Source organism: Faecalispora sporosphaeroides DSM 1294 (assembly GCA_000383295.1).
Lineage (GTDB): Bacteria > Bacillota > Clostridia > Oscillospirales > Acutalibacteraceae > Faecalispora > Faecalispora sporosphaeroides.
The window spans coordinates 61,236-80,781 of sequence record KB911073.1 but is presented as its reverse complement, the minus strand read 5'-3'; the positions used below and the strand labels follow the sequence as shown (position 1 = coordinate 80,781).

The following is a 19,546-nucleotide window of genomic DNA, read 5'->3' as shown; positions in this document are numbered from 1 at the left end:
TACGCATCGGGAAACGCCAACGCTGTACAAACCGCAAAAAAGGCTTCGATTTCTTTTGAAGAAATCGAAGCCTTTCCCTAGGAAAAATCCATAAAAAATAAGACACAGTGGCTCAGCCGCCGAGATACGCCTTGCGCACCTCTTCGTTATCGGCCAGCTCAAGGGTATCGCCGGACATGACGATCTTTCCGGTTTCGAGCACGTATGCGCGGTCCGCGATTTCCAGCGCCTTTTTCGCGTTCTGCTCCACCAGCAGAACGGTCACGCCGGACTCATTTACGTCGGAAATGATCTTGAAAATTTCACCCACCAGAAGCGGAGAAAGCCCCATGGAGGGTTCATCCAGCAGCAGCATCTTCGGCCGGCCCATCAGCGCGCGGCCAATGGCCAGCATCTGCTGCTCGCCGCCCGAAAGTGTGCCCGCCGCCTGCTTGCGGCGCTCTTTTAAACGCGGCAGGCGCTCGAACACCATGTCGTAATCCTCCGAAATACCGGAGGCGTCATTGCGAATATACGCGCCCATCTGAAGGTTTTCCATCACTGTCATGCGAGAAAAAACCCGGCGGCCCTCCGGCACGTGCGCCATGCCAAGCCCCAGAATTTTGTGCGGCTCCGTACTGAGCAGATCGTGGTCGCAAAAGCTCACGCTGCCGCTTTTGGTCTTGACCAGACCCGAAATCGCGTGAAGAGTCGTCGTCTTCCCCGCGCCGTTCGCGCCGATCAGCGTGACGATCTCGCCCTGATTGACCTCAAAAGAAATTCCTTTAATTGCCCGGATTGAGCCGTAGTTCACAACCAGATCCTGCACAGAAAGCATTGCTCCCATTTTACTCCCCTCCCAGATACGCCGCAATCACCTTGGGATTCGTGCGGATTTCCTCCGCAGAGCCCTTCGCGATGATTCTGCCGTAATCCAGCACCACCAGGCGCTGGCAGATTCCCATGACAAAGCTCATGTCATGCTCAATCAAAAGGATAGAAATAGAGAAACGATCACGGATCAGCTGAATGGATTCCATCAGCTCATGCGTTTCTGTGGGATTCATACCGGCAGCCGGTTCATCCAGCAGCAAAACCTTGGGGGACGCCGCTAAAGCGCGGGCAATCTCAAGCTTTCTCTGCTGGCCGTAGGGCAGATTTCTTGCCTTAGACTCCGCCAAATCCTGTAGATTAAATACAGAAAGCAAATCCATTGCGCGTTCGGTCATGGCGCGCTCCTCCTTCCAGTAGGAGGGAAGGCGCAGAATTCCTGCCAACGCGGAGTATTTCATCTGGTAGTTCATTGCAATGCGTACATTGTCCAGAACCGAAATGTCTTTAAACAGACGGATATTTTGGAAGGTACGGGCGATTCCGCCGCGGGTCACATCATAGGTTTTTTTGCCGATGATGCTTTTCCCCTCCAGCTCGATGGTTCCCTCCGTCGGCTGATATACCTGCGTCAGCAGGTTAAATACAGTTGTCTTACCGGCGCCGTTCGGGCCGATCAGACCCATGATCTGATTTTCTTCCAGCTGGAAATTGACATCTTCCAAGGCGCGCAGGCCGCCAAACGCAATTCCCAAATGCTTTGCTTCCAGCAATGGCATCCGTTACGCCCCCTTTTCCCCGCCGGATGCGGGATTCTTCGTTGTTTTGTTGCCTTTGGAACCGCTCAGCTTTCCAAACAGGCGGGTCAAAGAAATTTCGTACTGACCCAACAGACCGGAGGGGCGGAACAGCATCACGCAGATCAGCACGACCGAGTAGGCCAGCATGCGGTAGCTTGAAAAATCGCGCAGCGCCTCAGGCAGAATGGTGAGCACTGTGGCGGCGATGACCGAACCGGTAATGGAGCCCATGCCGCCCAGAACCACCATGACGAGGATTTCGACCGAATAGTTAAAATCGAACTTGCTGGGGTTCAAAATGCCGATGTGGTGCGCGTACAAGCCGCCGGCGATTCCGGCGAAAAACGCGGACATGATAAATGCCAGCAGCTTATAATAGGTGGTATTCACACCGGAAGCCTCGGCGGCGATTTCATCCTCACGGATGGAAATGACCGCGCGGCCGTGCCGGGTATGGATGAACGCAAAAATAATGGCAACGGTCAGCACCGCTAGCAGGTATACCCAGGAGAAATTCGTTTCTTTGGGAATCCCGCGTAGGCCCCTGGCGCCGCCGGTAAAATCGAGGTTGATGATGATCACGCGGATGATCTCGCCGAAGCCCAGCGTGATGATCGCCAGATAATCGCCCTTCAGGCGCAGGGCGGGAATGCCGATGAGCAGGCCGAACAGAGCCGCCGTCAATCCGCCGACGAGAAGCGCAACTAGGAAATCAATCGAGTCCGGCAGCCCGGCGCGCAGGGTAAACAGCGCGGCGGCATAAGCGCCGACCGACATAAAACCGGCATGGCCCAAAATCAGCTGACCCAGAAAGCCGGTGGAAAGATTCAGGCTGGTCGCCAGAATGATATTGATGCAGACCATAATCAAGATACCGGAATAGTACGAGTTCAGCACACCGGCGTCCGTAAGCCCGGTTACTACAGCGTAAATGGCCAGAATCAGGACAAGGATCACGCCGTAAACAGTAACTTTTTTTCGATTCATGCTTCTTTGCGCCCCCTTAAACCTTTTCGCTGACATTCCTGCCGAGCAGACCCGCAGGGCGGACCAGCAAAACAAGAATCAGGATGCCAAAGACAACCGCGTCGGTAAAGCTGCTGGAAATATAGCCTTTTGTCAGGCTCTCCGCAACACCCAGCACATAGCCGCCCAGCATGGCGCCGGGAATGCTGCCGATGCCGCCCAGAACCGCCGCGACAAAGGCTTTCAGGCCCAGCAGGCCGCCCATATAGGGGGTAATCATGGGGTATGTGTTGCAGTACAGCACGGCGCCCACAGCCGCAAGGCCGGAGCCAAGCCCGAATGTAAACGCGATCGAGTGGTTGGTATTAATGCCCATCAGCCTGGCGGCGTCCGCATCCTCCGAGGTAGCACGCATCGCCTTGCCGATTTTGGTTTTATTGACGAGAAAGCTCAGGCCGACCATCATCGCCACCGAGGTGAGGATATTGATGATGCTGCCCGACGGCACCTGCAAAGAACCGGCCTCGAGAGTGCCGAGATCAAACATGCTGGGAATGGTTCTGCCGCTGGAGGTAAACAGCAGCTGCGACAGATTCTGAAGAAAAATGCTGACACCGATTGCTGTAATCAGCAGAGAAATTCGGGGTGCTTTCATGTTGATCAGGCGACGGTACGCAACGCGTTCAATGAACACACCCGCAACCACGCAGAACAAAATAGAGCCCAGAACCGCGGCCCAAAGAGGGGCGCCCGCGAGCGTGAGCAACAGGAACATCGCGTATGCGCCCACCATAATAATATCGCCGTGCGCAAAATTAATGAGCTGAACAATTCCGTACACCATGCTGTAACCCAACGCCACAAGGGCGTAGATACTGCCCAGCCCCAAGCCGTTAATCACCTGTGAAATAAACCCCATGTCCGCACCTTCCTTGATTCGATACGGCAAAAAGAGGGTGATGCAATCGCCCTCTTTTCACCAGACTATCACCGTTATTGCTTATTTGGAATAATATTCGAGGAACTTATAGGCTCCGTCCTTAATCTGAGTGATCGCCGCCTGCTTGATGGGGTTGCGATTCTCATCATAAGTGATTTCACCGGTCAGGCCGCTGTACTTGATGGCCGCCATTTTCTCAACAACCGCTTTGGAATCGGTGGAGCCGGCCTCTTCAATTGCCTGCACCAGAATATGCACAGCATCATAACCCAAAACAGCAAACATGTTGGCGTCTGCGTTATATTTTGCCTTGTATTCTTCAAGGAACTTCTTCAGAGCCGGATCGGTGGATTCTGCGGAATACTGGCTGCAGAACAGAGAGCCCTCCACAGCAGACGCGTTGTCTTTGCCAACCTGCTTAATCACGCCGTCCCAGCCGTCGCCGCCCAGCAGGGTAGATTTAATGCCCAGCTGTCTGGCCTGTGTAGCGATCAGCGCAACATCCTGGTAATACACCGGTACAAAGAACACGTCGGGGCTCTTCGCGGCAATCTTCGTCAGCTGCGATTTGAAATCGACGTCGTTGGTGGTGTAGCTTTCCTTTGCGACGACCTCCAGACCAAGGTCTTTGGCGGTCTTCTCAAAGGTTTCCGCCAGGCCGACGGAATAGTCGTCCGCCATATTGTAAATGATCGCAGCGGTCTTCGCGTTCAGCTTTTTGCTAGCGTAATTCGCCATCAATTCCCCCTGGAAAGGATCAGTAAAGCAGGCGCGGAATACATTCGGGCCCGCCGCGGTGACATCCTCGGCGGTAGCAGTAGCGGAGATCATCGGGATTCCGCTCTTTGCCGCTTCGGATGAAACCGCCAGCGTGGGGGTAGAAGTAACGTCGCCGATCAGCGCTACGATCTTATCGTTCTGCACCAGCTTATTGTAAGCGTTGACCGCCTCGGTTGCGTCACCCTTGGTATCGTAAGAAATATATTTAATCTTTTTACCCAGAACACCGTCACCCTGGTTAATCTGTTCTATCGCCAGCTGAACCGCATTGTTTACCGCAGTGCCATAAATAGAAACGCTACCGGTCAGGGGGGCCAAGCCGCCAATTACAATCTCATTTGCATCCGTATTTGCAGCGGCACTGGAAGAGCCGCTTTCCGCCGGCTTATTGCCGCAGCCGGTCAGAGCAGTACCCATCATTACCGCAGCCATTGCAGCGGCCAAGATACGCTTTTTCATCGTGTTTCCTCCTAAAATAAAATTAATATATCATCGGCGAACCGAAAATATAATTCCGCGGACCCCTCTTGTCCGACTTCCCTTTTCCATATGCAACAAAATCAGCCGGGCCAAAGGCTGCGGGCAGCCATGCCGCCACGCTTTAAAATATAAAAAAGATACCGCATTGCTCTGTAAAAGCGATCTGCCTAAAGCAGAACTGTTCTCAGCAAAAATCTTTCTTCAAATTATACTCCCGCCGGGCAGTTTTTGCAACTGAAACCTAAAAAAATGCGTTTTGTTCTCCGATCACGTTCATTTTCTTTCAACTATTGCCGTTTTTTTAGTATCACTGTTCAAAATACGAAAGTTTACTCATCAAAACCTGCAAGAATCACTTTGTGCCTCCCCAGAGGGCAATCGCCGCCTTAATGGGAATCCCCCGGGCGGAAAACATCTGCTCATGCTCCGTAGAGGGGCTTTCCTCCCACTGCTCGGCGTGAAGGTTCTGCGTAGACCGCAGCAGCGTAAAGCCGCTCTCTGTAAAATACCGCAGCGTAGAGAGGTACAAAGCCTCGTCGTCCGTCTTAAAATGGATCTCCGCTCCGTCAGCTAAAAAAGACTTGTACAGCTCCAGCTGATTCGGGTGCGTCATGCGCCGCTTATGGTGCCGCACCTTTGGCCAGGGATTGCAGAAATTAATGTAGAGCCGCTCCACCCCGTCGCTCAAATCGACGACCTTGGGCATGTCCTCAATATGATGCGCGATCAGCGCCACATTATGAACCGGTTTTTCCTGCTCACCATATGCTTCTTCCAGATTTCTGCGCGCCACGCCCAGAACGTCCGGACTTTGGTCGACGCCGATGTAGTTGATCTCCGGATGGAGGGGTGCAAGCTTGGCCAGAAAGACCCCCTTGCCGCAGCCCAGCTCCAGATGGATCGGGCGCTTCTCGGGGAACCATTCGCCCCAGCGGCCCTTCCATTCCTCCGGAGTGCCGATAAAATACGGGCAACGGGCCAGCTCCGGGCGTGCCCACGCCTTTTTTCTCATTCTCATTGTTACCACCGCCAGCAGCCGCACACATCGGGCCTGTCGTCGCGCTCGTTTCAAAGGAGCCGATATGAATATGATAAGCGCGCATCTTAAAAGCCGTTCCAAAAGCGCGGCCGGTGTTTGATTGCTCCCACAGCCGAAAAAACGGCATGTGAATCAGCTTTTCTATTGTAATGCACACAGCGGGAAAATGCAAGCGTTTCCGCTTTGTTTTGGCACTTTCCCGCGCCCGCGCGCACAAAAGCGCCGGGAGCAGATGCCCCCGGCGTTTGAAACCGCTGGTGATGCCATGGAGTGAATTTTTTCAGCGCCGTCCGGCTGCGCGGCCGCCGCTCAGGCGACCAGCTCATCCAGCGTACCGAACGTATATCCCATCTTTTTCCATTCGGTGATCAGCTGGTCGAGAATCTCCGCGTTTGTTTTCGACGTGCTGTGCAGCAGAATTACCGCGCCGGGATGAATCCGCGTCGTCAGCTTTTTCATCGCCTCGTCGTGGCTGGGCTGCTTATCGACCTGCCAATCCACATACGCGAGGCTCCAGAAAATCGTGCGGTAGCCGAGCTCGTTTGCCATCTGCAGGTTTTCTTTGCTGTATTTTCCCTGCGGCGGGCGGTAGAACTTCTTCATCGGCTGCCCCACAGCCGCCTCATAAGCTTCCTCCAGCGACTTGATCTCCTTTTCAAACGAAGCCTTATCCTGAATCTTCGCCATGTCGGGATGATGGTAGGTATGGTTGCCCACAATGTGGCCTTCCTCCGTCATGCGCTTGACCAGATCGGCGCTGGTATCGATATAATGCCCCACCACAAAGAACGCGGCCTTGACGTTCTGCTTCTTGAGCGTATCCAAAATGGAGGCGGTGTTGCCGTTTTCGTACCCGCAGTCAAAGGTCAGGTACACTTTCTTCTGGCTGGTGTCGCCTCTGTAATACGCGTGATAGGGCTTTAAATCCGCATCGCTCGCATCTACCACCGGGGTATTCCCCTGCGGGCCCTGAAAGCTGAGCCCCCAGCTGACGGCCGCGCCGGTTTCCACCGCTGCTCCGGCGGTAATACGGTAAGCAAGAGGCCCGCCAATCAGCAGCAAACAGCACGCCAGCACCGCGGCCACATGTCTTTTCTTTAAAATCAAATACATTCTCTCACTCCCTCTGACTCTCAGGGCAGCTGCCTTCCCGTTGGGCACCGCTCAACAGCGCGGGCTGCGGGGCCTTCCGCTGTTGATTCCCTCCGCTCAGATCTCCGGCCGCAGCGCCAAGGATTCTCTCTTTCTAATTTATGACGCCGCGCCGCGTTTTATGAATGTTTTTCTTTCTCCGCTCCGGAGCCCCGTTCCCTTTTCCTTATATATATGGAAAAGAGTGGGTAGGAACCGCTCCCCTTCGGAATTTCTCATGGAGAATGAAAGAGATGTGAACCGCCGGAATTCGGGAAGAAATGTTAAGGAAAAATTAAACCTGTGAGAAGATTTCCTAGGTTTGTTGAAATCTGATTTGGGGCTTTCTATACTGAATCTGTAAGGAAGGCTCTTTTGCCAAAAAATGGAAAGAGTGAGTCAAGGAGGGTAATATGAAAAAAAGTTCAAAAACGTTTGTATGCAGTGTTCTGGCGGCCGGACTGATCATTTCGTCAGCGACCGGCGCATTTGCGGCCACCGAGCACTTCAATGACGCCACAAAGGATTCCGCGTGGGCCGGCTTCGAGCAGCAGTGGGCGACATCCGTCAGCACAGATTATCAGCAGGTTTCTCTGACGCCGGGCAAAAATGAAACGGAGCTGAATTTCGGCTGGTACTCCAAAACCGGCGCTGCGGCGACCCCGGTGGTTCGCCTCGCAACCAAGGAGGACATGAGCGACGCAAAAACCTTTACCGGCACCACCTCTCCCGCAATCGATGGGTATGTCTCCAACAAGGTGACCGTGAGCGGCCTGAAGGAAAACTCCACCTATTACTACACCTACCAGGTGAACGGCGTGGAAAGCAAGCCCGTTAAATACGCCACCAAAAGCTTTTCCAGCTTCAAGATGCTGTTCTTCGGCGACCCGCAGATCGGCGCTTCTAAGGGACAGACCGTTTCCACCGGCAACGCGCTGGAAAACAAATCGGCCCTGAACACCGCCGCGAGAAACGACTCCTTCAACTGGAACAAATCGCTGAACATCGCGCTGAAAAGCAACCCCGACGTTAGCTTTGCTTTGTCCGCAGGCGACCAGATCAACAAAAACGTAAACGGCACCGACCCCGGGAACGAGATGGAATACGCCGGGTACCTGTACCCCGCCGCCCTCAAATCCCTGCCCGTAGCCACGACCATCGGCAACCACGACGCCACGAACAAGAGCTACAGCTTCCACTTTAACAACCCGAATTCCTTTACCGAAGAAACCAGCCCCTCTGTGGCCGGAAACGGATATTACTATACTTACGGCAACGCGCTGTTCGTTGTGCTGAACACCAACAACTACAACTGTGCGGACCATGAGGCTCTGCTGAAAAAAGCCACCGAGGAAAACCCCAACACCCGCTGGAGAATCGTTATGTTCCACCAGGATATTTACGGCAGCGGACTGGATCACTCGGAATCCGACGGCATGGTGCTGCGCACCCAGCTGACCCCCATTCTGGACAAATATGACGTCGACGTGGTTCTTCAGGGACACGACCACAGCTACTCCCGCAGCTACCTTTTGCAGGGCGACGGAAAAACCCACCCGACCTACGACGCACATAAGCTGGCGGACGGCAGCTTTGACTGGGACAACGTGATCGACAAATCCACCAAGCAGGTGCTCCCGTATTATCCCGATGAGAAGGATGCAAAGGCTGTGGCGGCGAATGCGCTTTTCCTGAAAGGAAACGAGGCCTATACCATTACCGGAGACAAATCCACCAAGGTTGTGAATCCGCAGGGCACTCTGTACATGACCGCCAACTCTGCTACCGGCAGCAAGTTCTACGAGCTGACCCACCAGCAGCAGAACTTTATCGCATACCGCAACCAGAACTGGCAGCCCAGTTATTCGGTTCTCTCTCTGGACGACAAAACCTTCAGCATCTCGACTTACAGCATCGCTCAGGATCAGGTAAGCCAGATCGACAGCACCTTCACCATTGAGAAAACGGTAAACCGCACACCGGCAGTTACCTCTGCGGCCACCGGCAGCACCGGAAAAGGCACGGCTTCCGCTGCGAAAACCACCACTCCCAAAACCGGGGACGCAAACGACCTGACCGGCACCGGCGCTTTGGCGGCGCTTGCCGTTCTTGGCCTTGCCGCAGCGGGCGTGGCGGCGCTGAAAGAGAAAAAGAGCAAGCTCGCAAAATAAGTAACAGCACAGCTTGACGGGCAGCCGGGGCGCGGAGCGAAAGCTTTTCGCCCCCTTTGTCCTGTCAGCGTCCACGAAGGGAATCCTAGAGAAAACAGAGGAAACAAATATGCTGAAGAATATGGCAGAAAAATATTTTGCGGACCGCAAAGCGAACGTGCGCAGAGCCGTTATCGCCGTGCTGGCCGTGGTGTTTGCACTCTTTCTGTACCAGCTCAATCAGGTGCAAAAGCCCGAGCTTGTCACAACCGTGGGGCGTACCTTTGAGCACGCCCGGGTGGTTGAGGTTGTAAAGGACAATTTACAGGAGGACGGTCACCGCTACGGGGAACAGCAGGTTCGCCTTTTGATGCTGAGCGGCTCAAAGCAAGGGCAGACGGTAGACGCCACCAGCGCCGCGGGCTACCTGTTCGGCGCGGGCTGTACCCCCGGCATGGAGGTCATCGCGATCCAGAGCGTTTCCGGGGATATTTCGGTTACCTCCGTATACAGCGCGGACCGTGAAAAGGTCATCTATGTATTTGTTCTGCTGTTTTTCCTGCTGCTGAGCATCATTGCGGGCAAACAGGGAATCAAGTCCTCCATCGGGCTCATCTTCACACTGGCCTGTATTTTCTGGCTGTACCTGCCCTTGGTGTTCCGTGGCTTTTCCCCGTTCTGGGCAGCGGTGCTGGTGGCGGCGGTCACCACCGTGGTGACGGTGTACCTGATCGGCGGGCCGACCAAAAAATCGGCCTGCGCCATGATCGGCACGGTGTCCGGCGTGATCATCGCGGGCGCGGCGGCAGTGATCTTCGGCCATTTCTCGGGGGTTTCCGGCTATAATGTCTCCGACATTGAAAACCTGCTGTTTCTGGGGGACAGCACCAAGATTCAGGTGGGCGGGCTTTTGTTCTCCGGGCTGCTGATTTCCTCTCTGGGCGCCGCGATCGATATCTCGATTTCGATCGCCTCCACCGTCAACGAAATCCATGAGAGCAACCCCTCGCTTGGCAGGGCGGCACTTTTTTCCTCCGGCATGCGGGTGGGGCGCGACATCATGGGGAGCAACGCCGCCACGCTGATTCTCGCGTTCGCGGGCGGCTCTTTGAGCATGCTGGTATCGAATTATGTGTATGACCTGCCGTACATTCAGGTCGTGAATTCTTATGGGATCGGCATTGAGATCATGCAGGCCTTTTCCGCCAGCTTCGGTATTATTCTGGCGGTTCCGATCGTAGCGGCTGTTTCCGCCGTTTGGATGGGCCCCTCCCACACCGTTCCCGCGGCTGCCGCGGAAATTTCGGAGCCTTTGCCCGGGGAAGCGGCCGTGCTCCCCGCCCCGGCGGAAGGTCTGCCTCGGGATGCCCAGCCGGCCGGCACGTTTTCCGCCGCGGTGATTTCCCGTATAAAGCGGCTGACTCCCGTACTCGCACAGGGCAAACAGGCGCTGCTCCTGCACTGGAAGGGCATTACCGTTGCGGTGTGCCTGTTTATACTGGCCTTCTGCGGCCTGCAGTTTTATTCGGCCTATATGGAATACCAGAATGCGGGCAAGGACTACCGGCAGGCGGAGCAGAGCATGGAGTCCTCCTCCCCGGCCCTCTCGATCAAGGGTACTGCCGCCCCTCTGGAATCGAGCGCACCGCAGGAAAAACCGTTTGTCTTCGATTACAAAAAGCTCACCGCTCAGAACAGCGACGCGGCTGGCTGGATTCGCCTGCCGGGTACCGGCCTGAGCTACCCGGTGGTACAGGGCAAGGACAACGACTACTACCTGACGCACACCTTTTACAAGAATAAGAACACCGCCGGGGCCGTTTTTCTGGATTCCCGCCTTTCGGGCGGCCTTTCCGCGCAGCATTCCATCCTATACGGTCACAACATGCGCGACGGCTCCATGTTCGCCGAACTGCTCCGCTACCGGGAGAAAGCCTATTGGGAGCAGCACCCGACGCTGGAGCTGTACAGCAAGGGCGGAAAAATCCTCTGCGAGGTTTTTTCCGCCCACGAAGCCGCGCCGGACAGCGAAACCTATACGCTTACCTTTCCGGATCAGTCAAAATACGAACAGTATTTAAAGGCGATGGCAAAGCTGTCCCTGTATGACACCGGAGTTACTGCAGGCCCAGGCAGCCAGATCGTAACCCTCTCCACCTGTGTCAGTGACGAGCGCGACATGCGCTTTGTTGTGCAGGCCAGAAAAGTGCAGGCCGTATAAACACTGTCATTCATCCCCCTATTCCATAAAAAAGAGAAGACGCGCACGAGCCGTGCGCGTCTTCTCTTTTTTATGGCGCCGCCCTCTCCAATAAAAATGTTCAGAACTCAGAAACTTTTTCCATAGGCCACAGCGTCTATTAGGTGTAAGATAAATGATGGCGCCATCAGATACGGGAAGGAGCATTTCGTACGAATGGGTGACAGCAACACACAAGAGATTATTAAAGAGTACATTCTTCTGAATCAGAATCAGATTTATCGGCTGGCCTTCAGCTACGTGCATAACAAGGACGACGCGCTAGACATTGTGCAGGAATCAATTTACAAAGCCATGGCCGGAAAACGGTCGCTGCACAAATCCGATTCCGTCCGCCCCTGGCTTTACAGAATCGTCGTCAATACGGCGCTGGATTTTTTGCGCCGCAAAAAGCGCGAGGCCGTGCCGCACGAGGACATTCTGCTGCGCGGAGAAAGCGCGGCCGACGACCGCTATGAAGATATTGACCTGAAACGGGCGCTGGACAGCCTGCCGGACATGTACCGCAGCGTTGTCGTCCTGCGCTATTTTGAAGATTTGACGCTCGAAGAAATCGCGGGAATTCTGAACGAGAATCTCAGCACCGTGAAAACGCGTCTTTACAAATCGCTGAAACTGCTGCGCGTGGAAATGAGCGAAGCAGAGTGAAGGAGGTACCCACATGAACAAACAGGATCTGGAACAGCTGAAGCAGCAGTACCGGGACACACCGATCCCGAAGGAACTTGATTTTGTCGTCCGCAAAGCACTGCAGGAAAACGGAGGAACCACCATGGAAAGCAAACGCAGCCATAAAGGCATGAAAATAGCAGCCGCCTCCGTCGCCGCAGCCTTTGTCGTGATCACAGCCGGAGCGAACATCAGCCCCGTATTTGCGGCCACGTTGGGGAACGTGCCGGTCGTGGGCAGCCTTGTCAAGGTACTCACCTTCCGCGAGTACACGATGGACGACGGCACCTACCACGCAAACCTCAAAACCCCCGCCGTGGAGGGACTGGAAAGCAACAAGCCGCTGGAAAACAGCCTGAATCAGAAATATTTGGAGGAAAACAAAAAGCTGTATGAGCAATTTGAAGCCGAGGTTGCCGAGCTGAAGAAAAACGGCGGCGGGCACCTTGGGGTAGACAGCGGCTACGAGGTAAAATGCGACGACGACGCCATTCTTTCGATTGGCCGCTATGTTGTCAACACGGTCGGCTCTTCCTCGACCACGATGAAATACGACACCATCGACAAAAAGAATCAGGTATTGATCACTCTGCCCAGCCTGTTCAGGGATGAACAGTATGTCGGGGTCATCAGCAAGAACATTCGTCAGCAGATGATCGACCGGAACAAAGCCGACCCGGATAAGATTTACTGGGTGGAGGGCATAGACGCGGGCGAGGGCACCGAGCTGTTCCAGAACATTTCGGCGGAGCAGAACTTTTATATCAATACCGACCACAAGCTTGTGATATCGTTCGACAAGTACGAGGTGGCGCCCGGGTATATGGGTGTTGTGGATTTTGTCATCCCGACAGACCTGATCCGCGATCTGCTGGTAGGCAATGAGTATATCCGCTGACAGCGGGAAATAAAACAGAATGGCCGCACGGGGCGCCTGCCCGCGCGGCCATTCTGTTTTGGTTTGCATTCTTTCTCGCAACGTTATATTTTCTCTATTCGATTCCACGGCGTGCGTGCAGGCTCAGTCTGCCTTATTCCAGAGTTTCACCGATGCCCTCAATCATATCGAAAAATTCACTGGATTCGCTCACAACCAGAATCGGCTCCTTGAAATTCAGCGCATAAATGCCGATGTAGCTTTTCGCGTCGACAATGATGCTGCCGTCCAGAGAATGCAGGCCCACGTCGCAGGAGCATTTTGTTGCAAAATACTGGAGCCGCTGCAGCTCCTCAATGGTATGGAATTTTTTCTTTTCAATCATATCTTTCACCCCATTTTTTCAGTATGGAAAACACCGAAAGCCCCTATCCAAAAACAGGATAAGGGCGTACGGCTTCGCCGCGTTTTTCTTCCCGCCGGGTTCGGCGGGAAGAAGCCGCGGCTTTTACTGATGACTCGCGTCCTGATAGAACTCGAAGGCCTGTTTGTCTGTAAAGCCATGGTGTACGATCTTGCCAACCGCCTGCGCCATGGCGGCGGGATGCTCGCTCTGGAAAATATTGCGGCCCATATCCAGGCCGCGCGCACCCTCGCTGATCGAACGATACGCCAGCGTCAGCGCCTCTTCCTCCGGCAGCTTCTTACCGCCCGCGACCACAATCGGAACCGGGCAGGCCGAAACGATCTCTTCAAAGTTCTCGCAGTAATACGTTTTGATGATGTTTGCTCCCAGCTCTGCCAAAAGGCGGGTCGCCAGCTTAAAGAACCGATCGGTCCGCTCCATCTGCTTGCCGACCGCGACAACGCCCATGGTGGGGATGCCGTAGCGAAGGCCCGCATTGATGGTGCGGGACAAATTGTCCAGGCTGGAGAGCTGCCCGTCCGCGCCGACGAAGGTCTGCACGGCCATGCAGTCCGCGTTCATGCGGATGGAATCCTCAATATCCACGGCGATCACTTCGTGAGAAAGGTCGTCGTTGAGCATAGAGGAGCCGGAGGTGGTGCGCAGCGCAATCGCCTTGCGGCACTCCGGGGGAACACAGGTGCGCAGCGCGCCGCGCGTGCCCATCAGCACATCCACATAGGGCAAAAGCTCGGGAATCAGCAGATCCAGTCGTTCCAGGCCGGCGGTGGAGCCCATGAAATAGCCATGGTCAAAGGCGAACATCACCGTGTTTCCGCTTTTGGGGTCGAAAATATTGGCAAGATGCTTCTTCATACCCCAATCCAAACTGTTTGAGCCTTTCACATGAAAACCGCCCTGATTGGCGAAAGGCACTTCCACATGATAATCCTTTGCAATTTTGTTGCCGTCTTTGTCAGCCATAATCATTGATCTCCTTTATCCATTAAAAGTCCGAAAGAACCCGAGTCTTCGATCAAAAGCGGAGTCTCGGCCGTTCCTCCCCGCAAGTGGGGAGGAACAGCCGCCCTGACTTCACACTGTCTGGCGGAACACTCGCAGTTCATTGCTGTTCCTTCGCCGGGCCGGGAACACAAGCCCGGTTGTTTAGAAGTTGTATTTGTCTACGTTGGCAGTAGTGAATACCACGCGCTCGGGCAGCAGAACAACGCCGCTGTTGCTGTCGCCGGTCTTCGCGTCGGGTACCAGGCTGTCGTTAGCCTTTACTTCAACCTTGCCAATGCTGGGGATGTCGATGGTGTCGCCCACCTTAACGGTGTTGCCGGCAGCCAGGTAAGCGGCCAGGTAGCAGCCCATCGCGCCCTGGATTCCGCAATCCCACAGGCCCCACTGCTCGATGACGTTTGCCTTTGCATAGTCGCGGATGGAGTTCGGGGAAGCAAAACCGGTGATCGTGACCTTATCCTTGGTCAGGCCCTTGTTCTGGGCAGCCTTCAGCTGGCCGGGCAGAGCAGTGGAGTCGTTGCAAATGATCAGGTCGATATCCTTGTGCGCTTCGAGGATGGAGGAGCCGATGGAAACGGCCTTTTCCGCATCCTGCTCGGAATAGTAGTTGCTGGGGGCCACGTTCTCCCAGTTGGGATAGTTCGCTTTGATGTAAGCCTCACCCGCTACCTGCCAGGAGTTCTGGTCGGCCACGGTTGCCTGAGAATAGTGCCAGCAATACTTGATCTTGTCTTTCTTGATGTCCTTGCCTCTCTTGGTCAGAGAATCAGCGCCCATGTCAACCAGCATTTTACCGAGGATGTCAGGCGTGCCCTGAGAAACCATCAGTGTACGGGCGTCGGGAGAAACGTCGGAGTCCCATGTTGCAACGGTGATGCCGGCATCCTTTGCCTTTTTCAGTACAGAATCAAGACCGGTGGCGTCGACGGAAGAAATGCAGATCGCATCTGCTCCGCTGGCGATGGCGTTATTCACAACCTGCACCTGATCAGCAACAGCGGCGCTCGGGCTGCCTTGGTAGCTGACGGTAAAGCCCCAATCCTTGGAGTATTTCTGTGCGCCGGCGTTTGCGGACTCGAAGAACGCGTTGCCGGTCAGCTTTGGGATAAACACCACTGTTTTGCCCGCCACACTTTTGGTTCCGGAATCTGCGGTGGACGCTGCCTGAGAAGCGGGCGCCGCGCTGGACGCAGCAGGCTTTTCGCTGCTGCCGCAGCCCGCGAGCGGTAATGACGCCATTGCCGCCGCAAGGACAAATGCAAGTACCTTTTTCATAAAAAAGAGCCTCCTAATTTTTATTTGCATGGCTTATAATTGCCAAAACGCACCGGAATAAAAAGGAACACTCAACTCTTGAGCCCCGAAAAACGGGGGAATTTGCCGGCCATCACCTTGATGACCTTGGGGTTGGCGGAAAGCGCGCGGCCGGTGATCACGATCAGCAGCAAAAGCCCCACGGGAATATCGAGATACTGCGTATTGATCTTGAAGCACAGCGGCAGGCCGAAGCGCAGGATGCCGATGACCAGCGCGGCCAGCGCGGTGCCGATCACGCTGCCCTTACCGCCGGTGCTGAGAGTGCCGCCCAGCACAACCGCGGTGATGATCGGCAGAGTAAACGTCATGCCGATATCGCTCTTGGCCGTACCCAGATACGACGTAAGCACAATGCCCGCAATCGCGGCACTGATCGCCGAAAGCACGTACGTGCTCAGGATGATCAGGCGGCTGTTGAGGCCGGAGTATTCCGCGGCTCTGGGGTTGATGCCAATCAGGAATACCTTGCGGCCGTATTTCGACCGGTGAAGCAGCAGATACGCAATCACCGTAAGGCCCGCAAATATCAACAGCTGGCTGGGAATCACGCCGAACAGCTTAAACGAGGCAATCTGGGTAAAGCCCTCGGGGAATCCGCTGATGCCTTTATAGCTCTGCGTGGCGGAAAGCTTCGAGATCAAAAGCGCGATGCCGCTGTAAAGGAAGCTGCCGCCGAGCGTGACCACCATGGGCTGCACGCCGCAGTACGCCACAAAGAATCCGGAAATTGCGCCGCACAGAGCGGCGGCGATGATTGCGATGACACAGGCCACCCAGATATTCACGCCAAAATCCTGCCAGGTAACGCCCACCACTATGGAGGTAAGGCCCACAATAGAGGCCACCTGAATATCGATGCCGCCCGTGATCATGACAAACGTGACGAACAGGGAAATGATGCAGATGGAAATGATGTCGTTGACGCTGCCCAAAAGGACGTTCGGCAACAGAAATTTCGGATTTTTTGCGCCAAAGATGATGAATTCCAGAATCAGAATCAGCAGCAGGACAAATTCCCAGCTCTTCGCTTTCTGGCCAAGGCGCCCAAACAAGCTTTGCTTCATGATGCAGCCCTCCTATTCCCGGATTCCTCTTCCAGCGGGCCGGACCGCGAGGCCAGACGCGCATGCCGGGTTTTCACAGCGGCACGGTTCTGCGCCACCGCGTCGACGACCACGATCACGATCAGAAGAATACCGGTGATGGTATTGTCATAATCGGAGGAGAAGCCGAGAAATACCAGAATGCGGCTGATGGAAGACATGATCACCGCGCCGATCGACGCGCCGATCAGGCTGCCGAGGCCGCCGGAAAGGCTGACGCCGCCGAGCACGCAGGCCGCGATGGCTTTCATTTCGTAGCCGTTGCCCGCCGTGGGGGTAATGAAACCGATGCGCGAGGAATACAGGATTCCGGCCACCGAGGCAAACAGGCCGCACAGCACATAGGCCATGATCTTGGTCTGCATGGTCGGTATCCCGACCATCGTCGCGCCCGCCGGGTTATCGCCGACGGTGATGAAGTATTTGCCGCGCCGTGTTTTGGTCAGAATCAGGTGCGCAGCGATCACCAGCAGCAGGGCCATTGCATAAAAGGTAGTCAGCTCGCCAACGAGCTTCACGTTTGCCAGTCTGGTGAATCCGGCCGGCAGGTTTTCTACCCACGCGCCGCCGGTATACACATAAACCAGACCGCGCACAAGGCCGTTGGTACCGAGTGTAAAGATCAAAGAAGGGATGCCGAGCTTCGCGATTCCAAAGCCGTTGAAAAGCCCTACCAGGCAGCCCACCAGCACCGCCGCCAAAACGGCGACAACCGCACTGCCGCCGTCGCGCAGAATCGTGGAAGAAACCGCCGCGGAAAGCCCGAGTGTAGCGCCGATGGAAACGTCGATTTCGCCGGTCAGAATGACAAAGGCGATTCCCACCGCCAGCAGGGTGAACACCACGCTGTCGTTAAAGCAGTTGAACAGGCTCGTGGGTGTGAGAAAATCACTGTTCATGAGACCCACCAGGCCAAACAGAAAAATCAGAAAGAAAAGACTGCTGATCTCTCTTACCTTGCCCATTTTTTTCAGCAGCGTCATGAAACCACCTGCTCTCTCGAAATCACATCGAACGCGGCGGCCATCAGGTTATCCTGGTTGATTTCCTCTTTCTGGAACTCGCCGTTGATTCGCCCCTGATACACCGTTACCGCGCGGTCGGACAGCTCCACGATTTCCTCCATATCGGAGGAAATCAGCATTACCGCAACCCCCTGCTCCTTGAGCTGGTGGATGATGGAATAGACCTCGCCGCGCGCCACGGCGTCGATGCCGCGGGTCGGCTCATCCAGAATCACCAGCTTCGGCTTTGTGGAAAGCGCTCTCGCGATAACCACCTTCTGCTGGTTGCCGCCGGAAAGGCTGCCGGTCAGCTGATCCTGCCCCGTCACCTTAATGCGGAAATGCTCCACGTATTCCTGCGTTAAATCGTGCTCCGCCTTGCGGTTGAGGAACACCTTGCCCATCACCATGCGGTTTAAAATCGCCGAGGTGGTGTTGGCCGCGACGTCGCTGATTTTGAACAGCCCGTTCAGGTGCCGGTCTTCGGGAACATAATTGACGCCGGCCTCCAGAACCTTTTTCGTGGAAAGTCCCGTGATGTCCCTGCCGTCCAGAATCGCTTTGCCGCCCAAAACCTTGTCCTTGCCGAAAATCGTTGTGGCCAGTTCGGTGCGGCCCGCGCCGACTACGCCCGCAACGCCGAGAATTTCGCCGGGATAAATCTTTAAATTGATTCCGCGGAAGCCGTAGCCCGAATAATTCTGCAGCTCCAGAATCGGCTTCGCATTCTTGTAATCCACCATAGTGGCTTCGGCAGTGCCCTTAATCTCCTGCTCCTGCATGTTGGGGGGCAAAAGCCCCTTGACGAGCATCTCACGGGTAAAGTCGCCGATCGGCCCGTGCAGCGTGATCACGCCGTCGCACATAATCGCGACGTGGGTGGCGATGTCGAACACCTCCGTGAGACGGTGAGTGATGTAGATCATGCCGATTCCCTTTTTTTGCAGGTCGCGGATACAGCGGAACAAACTCTCCACCTCGTCGAAGGTCAGGGCGCTGGTCGGCTCGTCAAAGATCAGCAGCTCGGCGTTGCGCAGCAAACCGCGAAGGATTTCTACCAGCTGCTGCTCGGCGATGGAAAGGCTGCTCGCCTTTCTGCTCAAATCCAGATGCCAGCCGATGTCGTCCATCAGCTGTGCCAGGCGCCGGCGCAGCTCCGCGCCGGGCGCGTCGAACCCGACGCCGACAAGAATATTTTCTTCAACCGTCATGTTGGGGAAAAGCATCGGTTCCTGAGGCACCATATAAATACCGTGCGTCAGGGCAACAGACGGCCTGTTCAGAGACACTTTTTCGCCCCGAATCTCAATTTCGCCCTGGTCCGGCTGATAAATGCCCATAATGATTTTCATTAAGGTGCTTTTTCCCGCTCCGTTTCCGCCGATCAGGGCCAGAATCTCACCGGGGTTGATCTCCAGATCGATTCCCTTGAGCACCTGATTCAGACTGAACATTTTGCAGATTCCCCGAACACACAGCAAAGACTGGCCGGAACGTTCTGTTTGGGATTGCGCCATTTTTCCCCCTCCATACAACATAGACTCGCAAGCTTTCCTTTGAGAAACGATTGTTTTACACAAACCAATACAATTGTTTTCAAAGCAAATTTTTATCTGCGTGTTTATCATACGATATTTTTCCCTTATTGTCAACGGGATTTTTCTTTGGCAAGAGAAATTTATTAGATAAAATTCATTTTATTTTTTCTATTTTCATGCAATTTTAAGCGATAAAAACAACAAAATACACAAAACAAGCCCTCTGTATTCTCGTTTTAAAAAGTTTTAG

The 19,546-nt window shown here is 54.8% G+C and carries 17 protein-coding genes; 4 read left to right on the top strand and 13 right to left on the bottom strand.

Features of this window, described 5'->3' with window-relative positions; genetic code table 11:
• Positions 1-112: 112 nt before the first annotated feature.
• From G340_RS0113350 to pdaA, 7 genes are all read right to left on the bottom strand, one after another.
• Positions 113-826, bottom strand: a complete 714-nt coding sequence (locus tag G340_RS0113350; protein WP_009060672.1) for an ABC transporter ATP-binding protein — start codon at positions 824-826, stop codon at positions 113-115.
• A gap of 1 nt (position 827) precedes the next feature.
• A complete protein-coding gene (locus G340_RS0113345) occupies positions 828-1,589 on the bottom strand; it encodes an ABC transporter ATP-binding protein (RefSeq protein ID WP_020074153.1) in 762 nt (253 codons plus the stop codon).
• A 3-nt stretch (positions 1,590-1,592) separates the two neighbouring features.
• Complete coding sequence (locus G340_RS0113340) at positions 1,593-2,597, bottom strand: branched-chain amino acid ABC transporter permease (RefSeq protein WP_020074152.1); 1,005 nt, start codon at positions 2,595-2,597, stop codon at positions 1,593-1,595.
• Between the two features lie 16 nt (positions 2,598-2,613).
• Positions 2,614-3,495, bottom strand: coding sequence for a branched-chain amino acid ABC transporter permease (locus G340_RS0113335; RefSeq protein WP_020074151.1), 882 nt, complete (start codon positions 3,493-3,495; stop codon positions 2,614-2,616).
• Between the two features lie 81 nt (positions 3,496-3,576).
• A complete protein-coding gene (locus tag G340_RS0113330) occupies positions 3,577-4,755 on the bottom strand; it encodes an ABC transporter substrate-binding protein (protein ID WP_020074150.1) in 1,179 nt (392 codons plus the stop codon).
• A gap of 373 nt (positions 4,756-5,128) precedes the next feature.
• The gene (gene trmB / locus G340_RS0113325) at positions 5,129-5,794 is read right to left on the bottom strand and encodes a tRNA (guanosine(46)-N7)-methyltransferase TrmB (RefSeq protein ID WP_020074149.1); all 666 of its coding nucleotides are present in this window, start codon (positions 5,792-5,794) and stop codon (positions 5,129-5,131) included.
• A gap of 330 nt (positions 5,795-6,124) precedes the next feature.
• A complete protein-coding gene (gene pdaA, locus G340_RS0113315) occupies positions 6,125-6,928 on the bottom strand; it encodes a delta-lactam-biosynthetic de-N-acetylase (RefSeq protein ID WP_020074147.1) in 804 nt (267 codons plus the stop codon).
• A 431-nt stretch (positions 6,929-7,359) separates the two neighbouring features.
• On the opposite strand from pdaA, the gene G340_RS0113305 reads away from it, so the two are divergent.
• The 4 genes from G340_RS0113305 (at position 7,360) to G340_RS0113290 (ending at position 12,923) form a co-directional block, all read left to right on the top strand.
• A complete protein-coding gene (locus tag G340_RS0113305; protein WP_020074145.1) occupies positions 7,360-9,117 on the top strand; it encodes a metallophosphoesterase in 1,758 nt (585 codons plus the stop codon).
• 121 nt (positions 9,118-9,238) lie between these two features.
• Positions 9,239-11,317, top strand: a complete 2,079-nt coding sequence (gene srtB / locus G340_RS0113300) for a class B sortase (protein WP_326522409.1) — start codon at positions 9,239-9,241, stop codon at positions 11,315-11,317.
• A gap of 195 nt (positions 11,318-11,512) precedes the next feature.
• Entirely contained in the window at positions 11,513-12,004 is a 492-nt protein-coding gene (locus tag G340_RS0113295; RefSeq protein ID WP_020074143.1) for an RNA polymerase sigma factor, read from the top strand.
• A 13-nt stretch (positions 12,005-12,017) separates the two neighbouring features.
• Entirely contained in the window at positions 12,018-12,923 is a 906-nt protein-coding gene (locus tag G340_RS0113290) for a DUF3298 and DUF4163 domain-containing protein (RefSeq protein ID WP_020074142.1), read from the top strand.
• A gap of 133 nt (positions 12,924-13,056) precedes the next feature.
• Here G340_RS0113290 and G340_RS0113285 read toward each other — a convergent pair whose 3' ends face one another.
• The 6 genes from G340_RS0113285 to G340_RS0113260 form a co-directional block, all read right to left on the bottom strand.
• A complete protein-coding gene (locus G340_RS0113285) occupies positions 13,057-13,287 on the bottom strand; it encodes a hypothetical protein (RefSeq protein WP_020074141.1) in 231 nt (76 codons plus the stop codon).
• Between the two features lie 123 nt (positions 13,288-13,410).
• Positions 13,411-14,292: a 3-hydroxy-5-phosphonooxypentane-2,4-dione thiolase gene (gene lsrF / locus G340_RS0113280; protein ID WP_020074140.1), complete on the bottom strand. Its 882-nt coding sequence runs from the start codon at positions 14,290-14,292 to the stop codon at positions 13,411-13,413.
• Between the two features lie 183 nt (positions 14,293-14,475).
• Complete coding sequence (locus tag G340_RS0113275) at positions 14,476-15,609, bottom strand: substrate-binding domain-containing protein (RefSeq protein WP_020074139.1); 1,134 nt, start codon at positions 15,607-15,609, stop codon at positions 14,476-14,478.
• Between the two features lie 71 nt (positions 15,610-15,680).
• On the bottom strand, positions 15,681-16,715 hold the full coding sequence (locus tag G340_RS0113270) for an ABC transporter permease (protein WP_020074138.1): 1,035 nt from the start codon (positions 16,713-16,715) through the stop codon (positions 15,681-15,683).
• Positions 16,712-17,737, bottom strand: a complete 1,026-nt coding sequence (locus G340_RS0113265; RefSeq protein ID WP_020074137.1) for an ABC transporter permease — start codon at positions 17,735-17,737, stop codon at positions 16,712-16,714. Before G340_RS0113265 ends, G340_RS0113270 begins: the two co-directional genes overlap by 4 nt.
• On the bottom strand, positions 17,734-19,275 hold the full coding sequence (locus G340_RS0113260; RefSeq protein WP_020074136.1) for a sugar ABC transporter ATP-binding protein: 1,542 nt from the start codon (positions 19,273-19,275) through the stop codon (positions 17,734-17,736). The genes G340_RS0113265 and G340_RS0113260 overlap by 4 nt, the downstream gene beginning before the upstream one ends.
• Between the last annotated feature and the right edge of the window lie 271 nt (positions 19,276-19,546).

Bases quoted from the DNA above. Each gene is read 5' to 3' on its own strand.
- G340_RS0113350 (WP_009060672.1), bottom strand. From the start codon at position 826: ATGGGAGCAATGCTTTCTGTGCAGGATCTGGTTGTGAACTACGGCTCA.
- G340_RS0113345 (WP_020074153.1), bottom strand. From the start codon at position 1,589: ATGCCATTGCTGGAAGCAAAGCATTTGGGAATTGCGTTTGGCGGCCTG.
- G340_RS0113340 (WP_020074152.1), bottom strand. From the start codon at position 2,597: ATGAATCGAAAAAAAGTTACTGTTTACGGCGTGATCCTTGTCCTGATT.
- G340_RS0113335 (WP_020074151.1), bottom strand. From the start codon at position 3,495: ATGGGGTTTATTTCACAGGTGATTAACGGCTTGGGGCTGGGCAGTATC.
- G340_RS0113330 (WP_020074150.1), bottom strand. From the start codon at position 4,755: ATGAAAAAGCGTATCTTGGCCGCTGCAATGGCTGCGGTAATGATGGGT.
- trmB (WP_020074149.1), bottom strand. From the start codon at position 5,794: ATGAGAATGAGAAAAAAGGCGTGGGCACGCCCGGAGCTGGCCCGTTGC.
- pdaA (WP_020074147.1), bottom strand. From the start codon at position 6,928: ATGTATTTGATTTTAAAGAAAAGACATGTGGCCGCGGTGCTGGCGTGC.
- G340_RS0113305 (WP_020074145.1), top strand. From the start codon at position 7,360: ATGAAAAAAAGTTCAAAAACGTTTGTATGCAGTGTTCTGGCGGCCGGA.
- srtB (WP_326522409.1), top strand. From the start codon at position 9,239: ATGGCAGAAAAATATTTTGCGGACCGCAAAGCGAACGTGCGCAGAGCC.
- G340_RS0113295 (WP_020074143.1), top strand. From the start codon at position 11,513: ATGGGTGACAGCAACACACAAGAGATTATTAAAGAGTACATTCTTCTG.
- G340_RS0113290 (WP_020074142.1), top strand. From the start codon at position 12,018: ATGAACAAACAGGATCTGGAACAGCTGAAGCAGCAGTACCGGGACACA.
- G340_RS0113285 (WP_020074141.1), bottom strand. From the start codon at position 13,287: ATGATTGAAAAGAAAAAATTCCATACCATTGAGGAGCTGCAGCGGCTC.
- lsrF (WP_020074140.1), bottom strand. From the start codon at position 14,292: ATGGCTGACAAAGACGGCAACAAAATTGCAAAGGATTATCATGTGGAA.
- G340_RS0113275 (WP_020074139.1), bottom strand. From the start codon at position 15,609: ATGAAAAAGGTACTTGCATTTGTCCTTGCGGCGGCAATGGCGTCATTA.
- G340_RS0113270 (WP_020074138.1), bottom strand. From the start codon at position 16,715: ATGAAGCAAAGCTTGTTTGGGCGCCTTGGCCAGAAAGCGAAGAGCTGG.
- G340_RS0113265 (WP_020074137.1), bottom strand. From the start codon at position 17,737: ATGACGCTGCTGAAAAAAATGGGCAAGGTAAGAGAGATCAGCAGTCTT.
- G340_RS0113260 (WP_020074136.1), bottom strand. From the start codon at position 19,275: ATGGCGCAATCCCAAACAGAACGTTCCGGCCAGTCTTTGCTGTGTGTT.